Origin of the sequence: Streptomyces sp. NPDC093801 (genome assembly GCF_040701585.1) — a bacterium.
Taxonomy (GTDB): domain Bacteria; phylum Actinomycetota; class Actinomycetes; order Streptomycetales; family Streptomycetaceae; genus Streptomyces.
Genome location: NZ_JBFBDP010000034.1, coordinates 62382 through 78310 on the forward strand (window position 1 = coordinate 62382; position 15929 = coordinate 78310).

At 76.8% G+C, this 15929-nt stretch carries 10 protein-coding genes; 5 read left to right on the forward strand and 5 right to left on the reverse strand.

From position 1 onward, the window contains the following. The first annotated feature begins 77 nt into the window (after positions 1 to 77). A complete protein-coding gene (locus AB0469_RS32395) occupies positions 78 to 1037 on the forward strand; it encodes a bifunctional riboflavin kinase/FAD synthetase (RefSeq protein WP_366455048.1) in 960 nt (319 codons plus the stop codon). Positions 1038 to 1095: 58 nt separating this feature from the next. On the opposite strand, the gene AB0469_RS32400 is transcribed toward AB0469_RS32395, so the two are convergent. The 3 genes from AB0469_RS32400 to eccE form a co-directional block, all read right to left on the reverse strand. Beyond that, entirely contained in the window at positions 1096 to 4395 is a 3300-nt protein-coding gene (locus tag AB0469_RS32400) for an SCO5717 family growth-regulating ATPase (RefSeq protein WP_366455049.1), read from the reverse strand. A 1153-nt stretch (positions 4396 to 5548) separates the two neighbouring features. Continuing rightward, positions 5549 to 6265: a hypothetical protein gene (locus tag AB0469_RS32405; protein WP_366455050.1), complete on the reverse strand. Its 717-nt coding sequence runs from the start codon at positions 6263 to 6265 to the stop codon at positions 5549 to 5551. Next, positions 6262 to 7536 carry a type VII secretion protein EccE gene (gene eccE / locus AB0469_RS32410; protein WP_366455051.1) on the reverse strand — a complete coding sequence of 425 codons (1275 nt, stop codon included), beginning with the start codon at positions 7534 to 7536 and terminating at the stop codon, positions 6262 to 6264. Before eccE ends, AB0469_RS32405 begins: the two co-directional genes overlap by 4 nt. A 253-nt stretch (positions 7537 to 7789) precedes the next feature. On the opposite strand from eccE, the gene eccB reads away from it, so the two are divergent. From eccB to AB0469_RS32430, 4 genes are all read left to right on the forward strand, one after another. Next, on the forward strand, positions 7790 to 9379 hold the full coding sequence (gene eccB, locus AB0469_RS32415) for a type VII secretion protein EccB (RefSeq protein ID WP_366455052.1): 1590 nt from the start codon (positions 7790 to 7792) through the stop codon (positions 9377 to 9379). A gap of 254 nt (positions 9380 to 9633) precedes the next feature. Next, positions 9634 to 10704, forward strand: a complete 1071-nt coding sequence (mycP, locus tag AB0469_RS32420; RefSeq protein ID WP_366455065.1) for a type VII secretion-associated serine protease mycosin — start codon at positions 9634 to 9636, stop codon at positions 10702 to 10704. Between the two features lie 93 nt (positions 10705 to 10797). Next, a complete protein-coding gene (locus AB0469_RS32425) occupies positions 10798 to 11136 on the forward strand; it encodes a hypothetical protein (RefSeq protein WP_366455053.1) in 339 nt (112 codons plus the stop codon). A gap of 50 nt (positions 11137 to 11186) precedes the next feature. Then, positions 11187 to 11495, forward strand: a complete 309-nt coding sequence (locus tag AB0469_RS32430; RefSeq protein ID WP_366455054.1) for a WXG100 family type VII secretion target — start codon at positions 11187 to 11189, stop codon at positions 11493 to 11495. Positions 11496 to 11579: 84 nt separating this feature from the next. Here AB0469_RS32430 and AB0469_RS32435 read toward each other — a convergent pair whose 3' ends face one another. Both AB0469_RS32435 and eccCa read right to left on the reverse strand, forming a co-directional pair. After that, entirely contained in the window at positions 11580 to 11813 is a 234-nt protein-coding gene (locus tag AB0469_RS32435; protein WP_030227593.1) for a DUF397 domain-containing protein, read from the reverse strand. 135 nt (positions 11814 to 11948) lie between these two features. Continuing rightward, positions 11949 to 15914 carry a type VII secretion protein EccCa gene (eccCa, locus tag AB0469_RS32440; protein WP_366455055.1) on the reverse strand — a complete coding sequence of 1322 codons (3966 nt, stop codon included), beginning with the start codon at positions 15912 to 15914 and terminating at the stop codon, positions 11949 to 11951. Positions 15915 to 15929: the final 15 nt, after the last annotated feature.

The following is a 15929-nucleotide window of genomic DNA, read 5'->3' on the forward strand; positions in this document are numbered from 1 at the left end:
ACCGGCATGGCAGTCTTAGACCTGCAATCGGCAATTCGGTACAGGGACTACACGGGTTCGGGCGAGGAGCGGTCACAGTGCAGCGCTGGCGTGGCTTGGAGGACATCCCCCAGGACTGGGGACGCAGCGTCGTCACCATCGGCTCCTACGACGGGGTCCACCGGGGACACCAGCTGATCATCGGGCGGGCCGTGGCGAAGGCCCGCGCACTGGGCGTGCCCTCGGTCGTCGTCACCTTCAGCCCCCACCCGAGCGAGGTCGTGCGCCCCGGCAGCCACCCGCCGATCCTGGCCCCGTACGACCGCCGTGCCGAGCTGATGGCCGGCCTCGGCGTCGACGCGCTGCTGATCCTGCCCTTCACCGCGGAGTTCTCGCAGCTGTCCCCGGCCGACTTCATCGTGAAGGTGCTGGTCGACAAGCTGCATGCGCGCGCCGTCATCGAGGGCCCGAACTTCCGCTTCGGCCACCGGGCCGCCGGCAACGTCGACTTCCTGCGCGAACTGGGCTCCACGTACGACTACGAGGTCGAGGTCGTGGACCTGGTCGAGCGCGGCGAGGCGGGCGGAGGCGTGCCGTTCTCCTCCACCCTGGCGCGCACGCTGGTCGCCGAGGGGGACATGGAGGGCGCCGCCGAGATCCTGGGCCGCCCGCACCGGATCGAGGGCGTCGTGGTGCGCGGTGCGCAGCGCGGGCGCGAGCTCGGCTACCCGACGGCCAACGTCGAGACGGCGCCGCACACCGCGATCCCGGCCGACGGGGTGTACGCGGGATGGCTGACGGCGGACGGCGAGCGGATGCCGGCGGCGATCTCGGTCGGGACGAACGTGCAGTTCGACGCCACCGAGCGGACCGTCGAGGCGTACGCCATCGACCGCGTCGGGCTGGACCTGTACGGCGAGCAGGTGTCGGTCGAGTTCCTCGCGTACGTGCGCGGGATGGCGAAGTTCGAGTCGCTCGACGGGCTGCTGGAGGCCATCGCCGACGACGTGAAGCGGGCCCGGGCGCTGGCCGACGCCTTCGACGCCGCGCGCCGCTAGACCCTGACAGGCCGGAGGGCCCGTACCGTCCCGGGACGGTACGGGCCCTCCGGCGTTCTCAGCCGAGGCGCGGATCGCGCGGGGGCTGGCCGGGCTGCGGCGCCGGGGCGGGAGCCGGGGGCTGCTGCCAGGCCTGGCCGGGCTGCGCGTAGGGCTGCTGCGCGTACGGCTGCTGGTAGGGACCTTGGGGCTGCTGGGGCTGCGGAGCCTGCTGGGGCTGGGCGTGCTGCTGGGGGCCGCCCCACTGACCCTGCGCGGCCTGCTGCTGCGCCCGGACGAAGTCCTCCGCGACCAGGGCGGAGAGGTTGAAGTACGCCTCCCGGGTCCTGGGCCGCATCAGGTCGAGGTCCACCTCGGCCCCGGCCGCGAGGTGCTCGTCGAACGGCACCACGACGACGCCCCGGCAGCGGGTCTCGAAGTGCTGCACGATGTCCTCGACCTTGATCATCTTGGCGGTCTCGCGGACCCCCGAGATGACGGTGAGGGAGCGCGAGACGAGATCCGCATAACCGTGGGCGGAGAGCCAGTCGAGCGTGGTGCTCGCACTGCTCGCGCCGTCCACGGACGGGGTGGAGATGATGATCAGCTGGTCCGCCAGGTCCAGGACCCCGCGCATGGCGGAGTAGAGGAGCCCGGTGCCCGAGTCGGTGAGGATGATCGGGTACTGGCGGCCGAGCGTCTCGATGACGCGGCGGTAGTCCTCGTCGTTGAAGGTCGTCGAGACCGCGGGGTCCACGTCGTTGGCGATGATCTCCAGGCCGGAGGGGGCCTGCGAGGTGAACCGCCGGATGTCCATGTACGAGTGCAGGTACGGGATCGCCTGGACCAGGTCCCGGATCGTCGCACCGGTCTCGCGGCGCACGCGGCGGCCGAGGGTGCCGGCGTCGGGGTTCGCGTCGATCGCGAGGATCTTGTCCTGGCGCTCGGTGGCGAGGGTGGCGCCGAGGGCGGTGGTCGTCGTGGTCTTGCCGACGCCGCCCTTGAGGCTGATCACGGCGATGCGGTAGCAGGACAGCACCGGCGTCCGGATGAGTTCCAGCTTGCGGCGGCGGTCGGCCTCGGCGGCCTTGCCGCCGAAGCGGAAGCCGGAGCGGGTGGGCTTGGGCTTCTGCTTGGCGCGGATCAGGCGGTCGGAGGACAGCTCGACGGCGGCGGTGTACCCGAGCGGCGCCCCGGGCCCCTGCCCGGGCTGCTGCTGGTACGGCCCCTGCCCCTGCCCCTGCGGACCCCCGGCGCCCCACTGCGGGGCCTGCCCCTGCGGGACCCCGTAGGCCTGCGGGGCCTGGGCCTGCGGCTGCTCGGCGCCGGCGGGCGGGAACCCGTAGCCCTGCGGGGTGCCGGGCGCCTGGGGCTGCTGCGGGGCGACGGGCTGCTGCGCCGGGGGCTGCTCCGTGCCCGCAGGCGGGAACCCGTACCCCTGGGGTGCCTGGGGTGCCGGGGGCTGCTCCGTACCGGCGGGCGGGAACCCGTAGCCCTGCGGGGCCTGGGCCTGGGCCTGGTCCTGCGGCTGCTCGGTGGCGGCGGGCGGGAACCCGTAGCCCTGGGGGGTGCCGGGCGCCTGGGGCTGCTGCGGTGCCGGGGGCTGCTCCGTGCCGGCGGGCGGGAAGCCGTACCCCTGGGGCACCGCCGGCGCCTGGGGCTGGTCCGCGGAGGCGGGCGGGAAGCCGTGGCCCTGGGGCGGGCCGGCGGTGAACGCGGGCGGAAGCGGCGGCAGTTCACCACCGGATCCCCCGAAGGGAGTAGCCGCGGGGGCGTACGGTCCCGGGGCGGCCGGCGCGGGCGGAACCGCGATGCCGTCCGACGGCTCGGCAGTCCGCTCGTCCCTCGCCGTCGCGTCCGCCACCGGCGCGGGCACGGCAGGGGCCTGGACGGCTCCCGGGAAGCCGCCCGGTGCGCCGACGGGCGCGGGCTCCACGGACGGCCCGGCCGGGTGCGGTGCCTGCCCCGGGGCGTCGGCCGGTGCGCCGAACGCGCCAGGCATCCCCGGGGCGCCGGGCGGCGAGGGGATGGCCGACCCGCCACCGTGGACGGGCGAGGCGGCGTAGGCCGCCGGAATTCCGGGAGCGCCGGCCTGTGCGGGCACACCGACGGGGGTCGTGAACGGCACGGGGGAGTCGGCCGGTGCCGCAACGGCCGCCGGGGTACCCGGAGCGTCAGCCGGTACGGGGGCGTCGGCCGGCGCCGCGAAGGGCTCCGGAAGCGCGGGCAGGTCCTCCCGGACGGGAGCCGTCGGCTCGGCCGGGGTCGCCCCCGGGAGCGGGGCGTCGACGGCGGGCAGGCCCGGGGCGGCCGGTGCCGCGGGCGGAACCGGAGCATCGGCGAGCGAGGCCGCGTCCTCCGGGACGCCGTCTGCGGGCGCGGCGGGGAACTCCGCTCCGCCGAGCCCGGACGGGGCCTGGGCGCCCGCCGGTGCGGTTGCCGCCGGAGCCGCGGGCGGCGGCGGGACGGGGAAGGCCGGAGCGGCATCGGCGGGTGTGGCGGGGAGCCCCGGTGCACCGTCGCCGGCCGGGGTCGTGGTGCCTGCCGGTGCGGGTGCCGCCGGGGCCGCGGGCGGCTGGGTGGTGGGGAACTCAGTCCCGCTGTCGCCGGCCGGGGCGGCAGGGGCGGGGATCCCCGGTGTGTCGTCGCCTGCCGGGGTCGGGGTGCCTGCCGGTGCGGGTGCCGCCGGCGCCGCGTCGGAGGGCGCGGCGGGGAACTCCGCTCCGCCGAAGCCGGCGGGGGCCCGCGCGGGTACCGCAGGGGCTGCGGGCGGCTGGGCGGCAGGGAAGGCCGGAGCCGCGTCGACGGGTACGGGCTCACCTGCGGGCGTCGCTCCCGGGAACGCGCCCCCGGCCGCACCCGGCTGCGGGGCGGGTGCGGCGAGCGGCGCGGAAGCCCCGGGCGGCTGGGGGAGCGTGAACGGCCCGCCGGGCGCGGCAGCCGGGAACACGTCATCGGCCGACACGGACAGCGGCGGCACCGTGGGCACGGCGAACGGCGCGGCGGCGTCGGGCTGCACGGGCGCCGGGGCCGCCGTCGGCGCGGCGGCGGCGTCCGGCTCGGCCCCGGGGTGCGCCCCGGCCGACGCACCGGCACTGCCCCCGGCGGCATCGGCATCGGCATCGGCGCGCGGCCCCGGCGGAGCGATCCGCATCGTCGGCGGCGAGACCACCTCCGCCGGGTGGTGGGGTTCGAAGCCGCTGCCCTCGGGCAGCCCCGGCACTCCCGCGGCGGGCGCGGGCGGCGGGCTCTGCGTGTACCAGGCCGGCGGGGTGTAGTCGATGGTGAACTCGCCCGTCACATCGTGCTCCGCGTCGGACTGATCGTCCGTCGGGACATCCCACGTCCCGCCGCGCCTCTCGTTCCGATCGCCGGTCACTGATCCTCCTGGTCTGTTGAACACCGGTCAGGCGTCCACTTGAGACGCCGCGCCCGAGCTCAGCCTAATCGCGCTCCGTGCCCGAAGGCCCCGGAGGTCGCGCCCCCGTACGTCCTGCCTACAGGCCCCTCGGGGACCTGAGCAACCATCACCGCCGACCTGGCGGCCACCGCTCTCCCGCCCCTCCACCCGCGCCCGCCGGAGCGTTGACAGCGCGTCCGCGCCGCACCCGTACCTGCGGACCGGCACGGTCCGTCGGGACCGCCCCGAACAGGGCGCCATTTCCTTCCCCTTGCCCAGACGAACGCACCCGGCAGTTGGTTGCCGCGCACCGACCGCCACCCGCGCCCGCCGCGGCCGCGCCCGGCAACCCGCCGCCGAACGGCCCCGGCCAGCCTCTCCGACCGGGAGGAAGTCGCCCCCGCCCGTAACGCCTCCCCTCGCGTCCTGCTTCCCGGCCGCCCACTCCGCCGGGCGGCCTGTCCGCCCCACCCGTGCCGATCCGACTCACCGGCCCGCGCCCGCCTCCCCGGGCGAGCCCCGGGTGTTCGGGACCGAACCGGCCCACCCCGGCCCATCGCTGGGGCGCCCGCGCCCACCGGGCCGCAGCCGGCCCGGCTCACCGGCCCCGGCTGCCTCTCCGGGCGAGCCCCGGGTGGTCCGGGCCGAACCGGCTTGCCCCGGCCCATCGCTGGGGCGCCCGCGCCCACCGGGCCGCAGCCGGCCCGGCTCACTCCGTGCTCGCTGCCGGGTGACCGCGCCGACCGGGCCCCCGTCGGCCCGGCTCACCGGCCCCGGCCAACTCTCCGGGCGAGCGCCCGGCGCTGCGGGCCGAACCGGCCCGCTGCCGGGTGACCGCTTCCGCCGGGCCGCAGCCGGCCCGGCTCACCGGCCCCCGCCCGGGGCAGGACCGGGTGAGTCGTCGCCGGACCGGTTCTGCCGGGCGACCGCCCCGGAGCGCTCCGGGCGATGGCATCGCGTGCTCCCGCCCCCCAGCCCGGACTTCGTCCGCCGGCCGACCCGAGATCCGGAGCGCCCAGGCCGGGTGACCCCCGTGCCCGGTCCGTCCCCGCTGTGAGCCGGCCGGTTCCACCTGCCCGGACCGGGCGTCGCCCAGCCGGCCGCCCCTCCGGAAGCCCGGTCGCCGCCCCCTTCAGTCGATCCGCCGTGCCACCCCCAGCAGTCCCGTCTCCGTCTCCGTCCCCTCGGTCCGGACGAACGTCCGGTCCCGGCGCGTGCACCACAGCGTCACCCCGTCCCCCAGCGTCGGCAGCGAGTCCACCGCCGGGCCCGGCAGCCGCATCAGCGCGCCCACCCGTTCCGCCTCCTCCGGGGACACCCGCTGCACCCCCACCAGCGCCGAGTCCCGCAGCAGCCGCGGCGCCGCCGGGCTCAGGTACGGCAGCAGGGTCAGGACCGACTGCCATGGCCCCGCCGCCACCCGCCCGCGCGGCGGACGCATCCCGCAGTCCCGGACCACCAGCACCGGACTCCCCGCCGACGCGCTCTGCGGCGGCACCCGGCCCACGTCGTGCAGGGTCACGCGCTGCTGCCCGTCGCCGGCCGCCCGGGCCAGCGCGGACCACACCGGCGCGCGCCCCGTCTCCACCGCGATCCGGGCCCCCGTGCCCGCCGTGCGCAGGGCCAGCACCTGGGCCGTCCACAGGCCGCCGACCAGCGTCACCTCGTACGGGACGGGCCGGTTCACGCCCAGCACCGCCGGCCGCCCCCCGGCGTCCACGCCGATGACGACCCCGTCGTCGCCGACGGGCAGCCCGAGCCCGTCCAGGTCCGCCGCCGGGACCACGTGCCGTCCCCGGCGCGGGCCGAGCAGCCCGAACCCGCCCCGTGCCGGTCCCGCGCCCCTCATCGCGCACCTCCCAGCGGCAGCGAGGCCAGCAGTCCCGGCACCTGCTCCCGGTCCAGCCGGACCAGCCCGGCCCGCACGCCCCGCGCCGTCCTCTCCAGCTCCCGCCGGGCCGCCGTCAGTTCTTCGTCACCGCGCGCCGTCACCCGAACGTGTCCCGTCAGCGTCACCCCCTGCCGCCCGGCCGGGGCCATCGTCAGGCTGAAGTTCGTCGCCAGTGCGGGCAACGAGGTCAGCAGCGCCACGAACTGGGGCAGCGCGGCCCCGGAACCGCCCAGCCGCGGCCAGCGGGCCAGCCAGTACGTGGTGTGGCTCCGGCCGTCGCAGCGCCAGGTCCGCGGGGTCTCCTCCGTGCGCCGCCCGCTGCCCGCCGGCCGCCCGGACCGGGCGGCCGCCGACGGGTCGGCGCACGAGGAGGTGGCCAGCGCGCCCGCCAGCTCCTGCTCCGAGAGCACCGCGGCACGGAACCCCGCCCCCGTCAGCCGGCTCGCCAGCTGGTCCGCCGCCCGCACCACACAGCGCTGCGCCCCCAGCAGACCGCCGCCGCGCGCGGCGACCGCCTCGGGGCACAGCTCCGGGTCCAGCTTGAGGGCGATCCACGTCAGCCGCACCGCCGGAGTCCCCGTCCGGGCCTGGAGCGGGGCGTAGTTGAGCGTCGCCGTGGACCGGGCGGGCAGGTGCGGGGCCGGGGCCGGCCGGGTGTGCTGCACCACCTGCGCCGACTCCAGCCGGATCCCGTCCACCTCAAGGACGTCCCGCACCGCGGACAGCGGCAGCGGCCGCTCCGTGCGCTCCGGCCGCAGCGCGGTGGCCTCCGCGTCCACGCGGACCACCGCCGTCAGGAAGGTCCCGTCGCCGACCAGTCCGACCGGCCGCCGCCCCCGTCCCCCGAAGGCCGCGGTCCGCAGCGCCGGATCGGCCTCCACCAGCGGTGCCAGCCCCGGCTCGGTGCCCTCGGGCAGGACGAACGACGCGGCCCTGCGCCGCCGGGCGCGCAGCGCGAGCGCGCCCCCGATCCACTCGGGCAGCGAGCGCCGGCGGCGCCGTACCACCGCGAGCAGCACCAGGGCCAGCGCCGCTGCGGCGGCGGGCACCAGCAGCAGCGGCTCCGTCACCCAGGCCACGAGCAGCGCGGCGGCGGCGAGTTGCAGCAGGACGAGCTGTTGCAATCGGAACGGACCGACCCGGCCGGGGTCCGGCCGCAGGCGCAGCGCGACCCCGGCGCGTGCGGGCGCGGCCGCGGCCGCCCGCAGCGCCGTCGCGGTGTCCGGCACCGCCCCACCTCCCCGAACCCGAGGGTGGGACAGGGGAGTCCGGCCGAGGGCAGACCATGGCCGCCCGACCCCGGAACCTCCCCCTCCACCCCAACTTCCCTTGAACGTCAAGCCGAGAAGGGTCCGGCGGGGCACCGCTCGACCCTCTCGGCCCGCTCGGTGTCCGCTGACCCTCCGTCACGAGGCATAGTAGGGCCCCGGTCCGACAACCAGGCCCCGCCAACCGGGCCGTGCGGGGAGGAGCAGGCGGTTCATGGCATCCCGACGCGACGAGCTCAATGCGTACACCTTTGCGAAGCGGCGCACGGTGGCCGCCTTCCTCCAGCCCTCCGTCACCGGCACCGAGGAGGGCGCGCCCCGCCCGCTGCGCACCCTCCTGCCCGGGCTCGTCGCCGGCGCCCTCCTGGTCTCCGGCTCCGGGGCCTGGGGCCTCCTGTCGCCACAGGCGCCCAAGGGATGGGACACGGCCGGAGCCATGGTCATCGTCGGCAAGCAGTCGACGACCCGGTACGTGGTCCTGCCCACCACGGTGAACGGCACCCCGCAGAACCGGCTGCACCCCGTGCTGAACCTGGCCTCCGCCCGCCTCCTCCTCGACCCGCAGAACTCCGGGAAGGTGTTCCACATCGACGACGCGGTGCTGGACGCGGGCGAACCCCCGCGCGGCCCCGTCATCGGCATCCCGTACGCCCCCGACCGCCTCCCCGCGAAGGCGGACGCCGCCAAGGCCAAGCGCTGGGCCGTCTGCCAGCGGCCCGGCGGCAACGGCCGCGGCGTGCAGACGGCGGCCTTCGTCCTCGCCGACCGCGAGGCGGGCCTGCTGGACGACGCCCACCGCACCACCGACACCCAGGTGCTGTACGTGCGCGGCGCCGACGGCGCGGGGGAGCGCTTCCTGGTCGACTCGACCGGTACGAAGTACCGGCTCCCCGGGGGACGGCCGGACTCGGGCACCCTGACCACGGCCCTCGTCGGCCCCGGGGCCACCCCCCAGCCCGTCACCGAGGAGTGGCTGGCCACCCTGGACACGGGGGACGACCTCGGCTTCCCGCACCTGCCCGGCACCGCGGGCGCCCCCGCCGCCGCCCCGGAGCTCGGCAGCGCGGCGAACCGGGTCGGCATGGTGCTGAGCGCCCAGACCGGCTCGGGCACCCAGTACTTCGTCGTGCTGCCCGACCGCATCGCCTGGGTCTCCGAGTTCGTCGCCCGGCTGCTGATCGCCGCCCCCGCGTCCGGCGGCCTCGGCATGCACGGCAGGGCCCGCGAGGTCGACCTGCAGGCCCTGCGGACCAGCCCGGACGCCCCCCGCTTCGAGGACCGGGTCCGCTGGCCCGGCAAGCACGTCACCCAGGTCAACCGCACCACGGCCGCCTCCGGCGCCGCGCCCGCGGCGGCGCGGCGCGACACCGTCTGCAACGTCCTGCGCTCCGTCGACGGCCGGGGCACCCCGACGCTGAGCACCTGGGCCGGGACCGGCTTCCCCGTCGACATCACCGCCAGCGGCACCGGCTCGTACGTCACCCCCGGCACGGGCCTGCTCTACACCCAGGTCCAGGGCCGCCGGGCCGAAGCCGGCGGGGCCCTGTTCCTGGTCACCGACACCGGCCTGCGGTACGCCGTCCAGGCCAACGGCGACAGCGACGCCGAGCGGTCGGGGACCGGGGCCCGCGACCCGCGGGCCCCGGGCGGCACGGGCGACGGCCGGCCCGAACCCGGCCAGGCGCAGGCCCGGCTCGGCTACGGCGGGATCGTCCCGGCCCTGGTACCCATCGCCTGGTCGGAGTTCCTCTCCAAGGGGCCCCGGCTGGACACCAACGCGGCCCGCCAGCCGCAGGGCTCCTGAGGGAGGTGACCACCGTGCCCCACCAGCCCTTGTCCGCCGCCGCCCCGCGGGCGGCCGCCGTCCTCGCCCTCGCCCTCGCCCTCGCCGCTGCGCCCGGCGGCCCCGCGCACGCCCTCTCCGCCCCGCAACGGTCCGCCCCCGTTCGCTCCGCCCAAGCCCGGCCCGAGCACGGGCCTCCGGCCCGCCCCCGGCCGGCCCGGCCCCGCCCCGCGCACCCGCAGGACCCGGCCGGCACGGGCGAGTGCACCTTCCCCATGCGGAAGCAGATCGCCGACCGCCCCTGGGCCCTCCAGCGGCTCACCTTCGACGCCCTGTGGGCGCGGACCAGGGGCAGGGGCGTACGGGTCGCGGTCATCGACAGCGGAGTCGACCGCGCCAACCCCCAGCTGACCGGAGCCCTCGACACCGGCGCGGGCCGGGACTTCCTCGACCCCGGGAGCGACGGCACCCGCGACACCGTCGGGCACGGCACCAAGGTCGCCGGACTGATCGCGGCCCGTCCCCGGCCGGGCACCGGATTCGTGGGCCTGGCCCCCGAGGCCACCGTCATCCCCATCCGGCAGAACGACGGACGCGGCGGGGCCGACCCGGCCGTCCTCGCCCGGGCCATCGACCACGCCGTCGACCGGGGCGCCCGGGTCATCAACATCTCCCAGGACACGACCGCCCCCCCGGCCGCCGGCTCCGCCCTCGCCACGGCCCTCCGGCGGGCCCTGAGGGAGGCCGTGGTCGTCGCCTCCGCCGGCAACGACGGACTGAGCGGCCTCGCGCGCAGGACCTACCCCGCGGCCTTCCCCGGTGTCCTCGCCGTCGCCGCCTCCGACCGCAACAACGAACGGGCCGCCTTCTCCCAGCCCGGCGACTTCATCGGCGTGGCCGCCCCCGGCGTCGACATGGTCTCCACCGTCCCCGGCTTCGGCCAGTGCCTCGACAACGGCACCAGCTTCTCCGCCCCCTACGTCGCCGGGGTCGCCGCCCTGCTGCGCGCCGCGCACCCGGAGTGGACCGTCCAGGAGGTGGTGTGGCAGATCCAGAACACCGCCGAGCGCTCCGTCAACGGCCGTGACGACTACGTGGGGTGGGGCGTGGTGGACCCCGTACGGGCGGTCACCGAGGACCGCGGGAGGCCCGGACCCCCCGTCCCGGACCCGGGCCCGCCCCCGGCGGCCGCCCCGGAGGCCGTGCCGCTGCGGCCCGCCGGCGCGGCCCGGGAGCGCGACGAGCGGATCGCCACCTACGCCCTGGGCCTCACCGGGCTCCTCGTCGCGGTCATCGCCGTGACCGCCGCGGTCGTCCGCGAGGCCCGCCGCCGGAGTCCGCGCTGAGGGCCGCGCACGCCGCCGCCGCGGACCACGGAACCGAACGCACACCCGGAACACGCGCACCAGAACCCCCAACCGAGAAGTGAGGAGCTTCGGATGACCGACACCTTCGGACTCGCCGACGATCCGGTCGTCAAGGCGGCCGACAGGATCTCCCGGACGGCCGACGCCGTGACCTCCCAGGCGCGCGAGCTGGCCGACATCCTGGCCACCGCCGGCGCGGGCTGGACCGGCGTCGGCGCCGGCGGGTTCACCAGGGCCCAGGCCGACCTGAACCTCGACCACGACGAGATCCGCCGCCTGCTCGGCGTGCTGCACCACGCCGTCGCGCAGACCAAGAGCCTCACCAACGCGCAGGACGAGGAGGTGCGGGCGGCGTTCGGCTCGGTCGGAGCCGGCCACGGCGGCGGCCGCTCGGGCCTCGACCGCCTCTGACACCCGCCCGCGCACGACAGCTCCAGCCCCCCCAGCCGAAGGAGAACAGCATGTCCGGCAACGACGGCCACACCCGGGTCCGGTACGAGAGCGTCCAGCAGATGGCGGACCGCATCCGCGTCGTCTCCAGGAACATCCTCAAGGACCTGGACGAGATGGAGGCGGCCGTGAAGGTGGTCACGGACACCTGGGACGGCGAGGCCCACCGGGAGTACGTCGCCCTGCAGAGGAAGTACCACGCCCGCGCCGACCACATGCAGAAGCAGCTGGAGGCCGTCGCCCGGCTCATCGAGCGCGGCAAGGGCGACTACCGCGCCACCGACGTCAAGGCCTCCCGCCTGTTCACCGAGGCCTTCTGAGCCGCCGGCCCCGCGCACGGCGTACGAAGGGGGCGCGCCCGCACCCGGGCGCGCCCCCTTTTCGACGTACGTGGACCACCGGCCTCAGGTGAGGTCGAACTCCCCGTCCCGGGCCCCGAGGACGAACGCCTCCCACTCGGCCGCCGTGTAGCGCAGCACCGTGTCACGGTCCAGCGAGGACCGCATCGCCACCGCGCCCTCGGGCAGCTTGGCGATCTCGACGCGCTCCTCGTCCGGGCTGGTCCCGGGCGGGCCCTGCCATTCGACGCCGCTGATGTCGAGCGCGTACAGCTCGTCCTTCTCCTGCTGGGTGCCCATGATGCGGCCCTTCCCGTCGGTCGTGCGGTGCTGCTCGGTCTTCGCAGCCGATTATCTGCGCAAGCCGGCCGCCCGGGGCCGTTTCCGCCGTGAACGAAACCCCCGGCTCCGGCCACCGCGCCGGACCGGCGCCGGCTACGGCCCCGGCATCCGGCCCAGCTGCACCAGCGAGGTGCCGCGCCTGCGGGAGACGTGGTGGCCGCGGCCCGGGGGCATCGGGCGGGGGCGGACCCGGCCGAGCAGGTCGCCCTCGGACGGATCGCCCGACAGCACCACGCCCTGCGCGCCCAGCTCCCCGAGCCGCTGGAGGAACGGCTCGTACAGGGCCCGGGAGGCCCCCGCCGTACTGCGTGCGACGACGAACCGGACGCCGGTGTCCCGGGCGAAGGGCAGGAACTCCACCAGCGGCGCCAGCGGATTGCCCTGGCTCGTGGCCACCAGGTCGTAGTCGTCGATCACGACGAACACGTCCGGACCCGTCCACCAGCTGCGGTCCCGCAGCTGGCGCGGGGTGACGTCGGGGGGCGGCTGCCGGCGCGCGAACACCCCGGCCAGCGCCTCCATGTGCATCCCCAGGGAGCCCGCGGTCGGCGCGTACTCCAGCAGGTGCTCCTCCGGCAGCGCCCCCAGCAGGCCGCGCCGGTAGTCCCCGACCACCAGCTTCGCCCGCTCCGGGGGGTACCGCTCGGCGATCCGCCGCGCGATCAGCCGCAGCAGGTTCGTCTTGCCCGACTCGCTCTCGCCGAACACCAGGAAGAAGGGGTCCGACTCGAAGTCGACGAACACCGGCTCCAGCGCCGTCTCGTCGATGCCGATGGCGATCCCGCGCTCGGGGAACTCCCCGCCCTTGGGCAGCCGGTCGCAGTGCACCACCCGCGGCAGCAGCCGTACGCCCGGAGCCGGGGGACCCGACCACCCCGCCCGCACCCCGGCCACGAACTCCGCCGTCGCCCGCGAGAGGCCGTCCGCGTCGTGCCCGCCGTCGGCGCGCGGCAGCGCTCCCAGGAAGTGCAGCCCCTCCGGCACCTGCCCGCGGCCCGGCATCCCCGCGGGCACGTTCGCCGCGACCCGGCGGTCGAACTCCGAGTCCATGACGTCGCCCAGCCGCAGCTCCAGCCGCCCCGCCAGCTGGTCCTTCAGAGCGGCCCGCACCTCCATGTACCGGGCCGCCGTCACCACCACGTGCACGCCGTAGCCCAGACCGCGCGCGGCGACGTCCGTGACCACCTGCTCCAGGCCCTCGTACTCGCTGCGGAACGGGCCCCAGCCGTCGACGACCAGGAACACGTCGCCCCACGCCTCGCCCGGCAGCCCGCCCGCCGCCCGCTCGCGCCGGTAGTCGGCCATCGAGCCGATCCCGTTCGCCCGGAAGAACTCCTCGCGGCGGTCCAGGATCCCCGCCACCTCCGCGACCGTGCGCCGCACCCGCTCCGGATCCAGCCGCGAGGCGATCCCGCCGACGTGCGGCAGCTCCGCCACCGCCGACATCCCGCCGCCGCCGAAGTCCAGCCCGTAGAACTGCACCTCGCACGGGGTGTGGGTGAGCGCGAACGCCGAGATCAGCGTCCGCACCAGCACCGACTTGCCCGACTGCGGGCCGCCCACCACCAGCAGGTGTCCCGCCGCCCCCGAGAAGTCCTGGTGGAGCACCTCGCGCCGTTGCTCGAACGGCTTGTCGACCAGCCCGAGCGGCACCACCAGCCCGCCCGGCCGCAGCCGGCCCTCCGCGTGCGGCCGGCCCTCCGCGTGCGGCCCGCCCTCCGCCGGCCGGTCCGCCTCCGGCAGCAGCCGGTCCAGCGAGGGCGCCCGGTCCAGCGGCGGCAGCCACACCTGGTGCGCGGGCACACCCTGCCCCTCCAGCCGCCCCACGACCACGTCGAGCACCGTGTCCGCGAGCGCGTCCTCGTCCCGCCCCGGCCGCACCGCCGGGCCCGGGCCCCGCTCCGCGTGCACCACCGGCACCGGGGCCGCCGTGAACCGCACCGGCCGCCGCTCCACCGGGTACGGCCCCGCCGACGGCTCCCGCCCGCCCGCGCGGTGGACGCCCGAGACGTACGCCGCCTTGAACCGCGTCATCCCGTCCGTGCCGGACTTCAGGAAGCCCGAACCGGGCACCGGCGGCAGGCGGTAGGCGTCCGGCACCCCGATCGCCGTCCGCGACTCCGCCGCCGAGAAGGTCCGCAGACCGATCCGGTACGAGAGGTACGTGTCCAGGCCGCGCAGCCTGCCCTCCTCCAGCCGCTGCGAGGCCAGCAGCAGGTGCACCCCCAGCGAACGGCCGATCCGGCCGATCCGGACGAACATGTCGATGAAGTCGGGCTTCGCCGACAGCAGCTCGCTGAACTCGTCGATGACCAGCACCAGCGAGGCCAGCGGATCCAGCGGCGCCCCGGCCGCACGCGCCCTCTCGTAGTCGTGGACGTTCGCGAAGCCGCCCGCCGCACGCAGCAGCTCCTGGCGGCGCTGGAGCTCGCCGCGGATCGAGTCGCCCATCCGGTCGACCAGCGTCAGGTCGTCCGCCAGGTTCGTGATCACCGCCGCGACGTGCGGCAGCCGCCCCATGCCCGAGAAGGTGGCGCCGCCCTTGAAGTCCGCCAGGACGAAGTTCAGCGTCTCCGAGGAGTGCGTCACCGCCAGACCCAGCACCAGCGTCCGCAACAGCTCCGACTTGCCCGAACCGGTCGCGCCCACGCACAGCCCGTGCGGGCCCATCCCCTCCAGCGCCGCCTCCTTCAGGTCCAGCACCACCGGCGCGCCGTCCTCGCCCACGCCGATCGGCACCCGCAGCCGCTCCCCGGCCGGCCTCGGCCGCCAGGTCCGGGACACGTCGACCCGCGCCGCGTCACCCAGGTCCAGCAGGTCGGTGAAGTCCAGGTTCGCCAGCAGCGGCTCGTCGTCCCCGCCACCCGTCCGCAGCGGCGCCAGCTGCCGGGCCAGGGCCTCCGCCGCCGGAAGCGACAGGGCGTCCGGCACCCCCTCGTACACGGCCCCGGCCCCCGACTCCAGCCGCAGCCGCCCCGGCCGCACCACCACCGACAGCCCGCCCCTCGGCCCGTCGGGCCCGCCCGCGGCCACCTCGACGACGGTCACGCCCTGCAGCCCCTCGGCCCCCGCGAACACCGAGTCCGGCGGCACCGTCCCCCCGTCGAGGACCACCACCAGGTGCGGCCGGTCCGGCAACGGCGCCGCCTCCCGCCCGAACCGCGGCCGCCCCTCCAGCCGGGCCCCCAGCAGCCCCTCCAGCTCGCCGAGGTCGTCGCCGAACAGCCGCTTCGTGCCGGCCCCGTCCACCTGCCCGGGCACCTGCGCGTGCGGCAGCCACTTCACCCAGTCCCACGAGGGCACCGCCCCCGGCCCCGCCACCACACCGACCACCAGGTCCTCGGGGGAGTGCAGCGTCACCAGCTGCGCCACCATCGCCCGCACCACCCCGCGCGCCGGCTCCGCCTCCCCGGAGACCACCACGTGGTAGAACGCCCGGAGCGACACCGCCACCGGCAGCCCGTCCAGCGAGGAGTGCACCCGCAGGAATCGCTGCATCGCCCCGGCCGCCAGCGGCTCCAGCTCGTCCACCGGAGCCGTGTCGGGAGCCACCAGCGGGGTCGCCAGCCGCTGCGCGCCCAGCCCCAGCCGGGCCTGCCCGAAGTCCGCGTCCCCGGCCCGCCGCTCCCACAGCCGCGAGCCCTCCGCCACCACCGACCACAGCTGGTCCGGATCCGGGTGCAGGTACAGCTGGGCGTCGCGCTGCGCCCGCGCGGTCGCCCGCACCCGGCGGCGCGTCCGCGCGAGGTATCCGAGGTAGTCCCGCCGCACCTCCGCCACGTGCCCCTGCGTACCGCGCCGGTGGCGCACCAGCTGGGCCACGACCATCCCCACCGTGGACGCCAGCATCAGCACGCCCATGACCCGCAGCAGCGGGCCCCCGGTCCCGGAGAAGAAGAAGACGGCCGAGGACCCCACCCCCAGCATCGGCAGGAGCTGCATCAGCAGTCCCTCCTGCTGCCCCCGCGGAAGCACCGGGGGAGCCTCCAGGCGTAACTCGTCCGAGGGAACCCCGGGCGGCAGCGACCTGGGCGGCCGCTTGACGACGATCTGGCTCACCGGAACACCACTCCC

Bases quoted from the DNA above. Each gene is read 5' to 3' on its own strand.
- eccB (WP_366455052.1), top strand. From the start codon at position 7,790: ATGGCATCCCGACGCGACGAGCTCAATGCGTACACCTTTGCGAAGCGG.
- AB0469_RS32425 (WP_366455053.1), top strand. From the start codon at position 10,798: ATGACCGACACCTTCGGACTCGCCGACGATCCGGTCGTCAAGGCGGCC.
- AB0469_RS32435 (WP_030227593.1), bottom strand. From the start codon at position 11,813: ATGGGCACCCAGCAGGAGAAGGACGAGCTGTACGCGCTCGACATCAGC.
- mycP (WP_366455065.1), top strand. From the start codon at position 9,634: ATGCGGAAGCAGATCGCCGACCGCCCCTGGGCCCTCCAGCGGCTCACC.
- AB0469_RS32405 (WP_366455050.1), bottom strand. From the start codon at position 6,265: ATGAGGGGCGCGGGACCGGCACGGGGCGGGTTCGGGCTGCTCGGCCCG.
- AB0469_RS32430 (WP_366455054.1), top strand. From the start codon at position 11,187: ATGTCCGGCAACGACGGCCACACCCGGGTCCGGTACGAGAGCGTCCAG.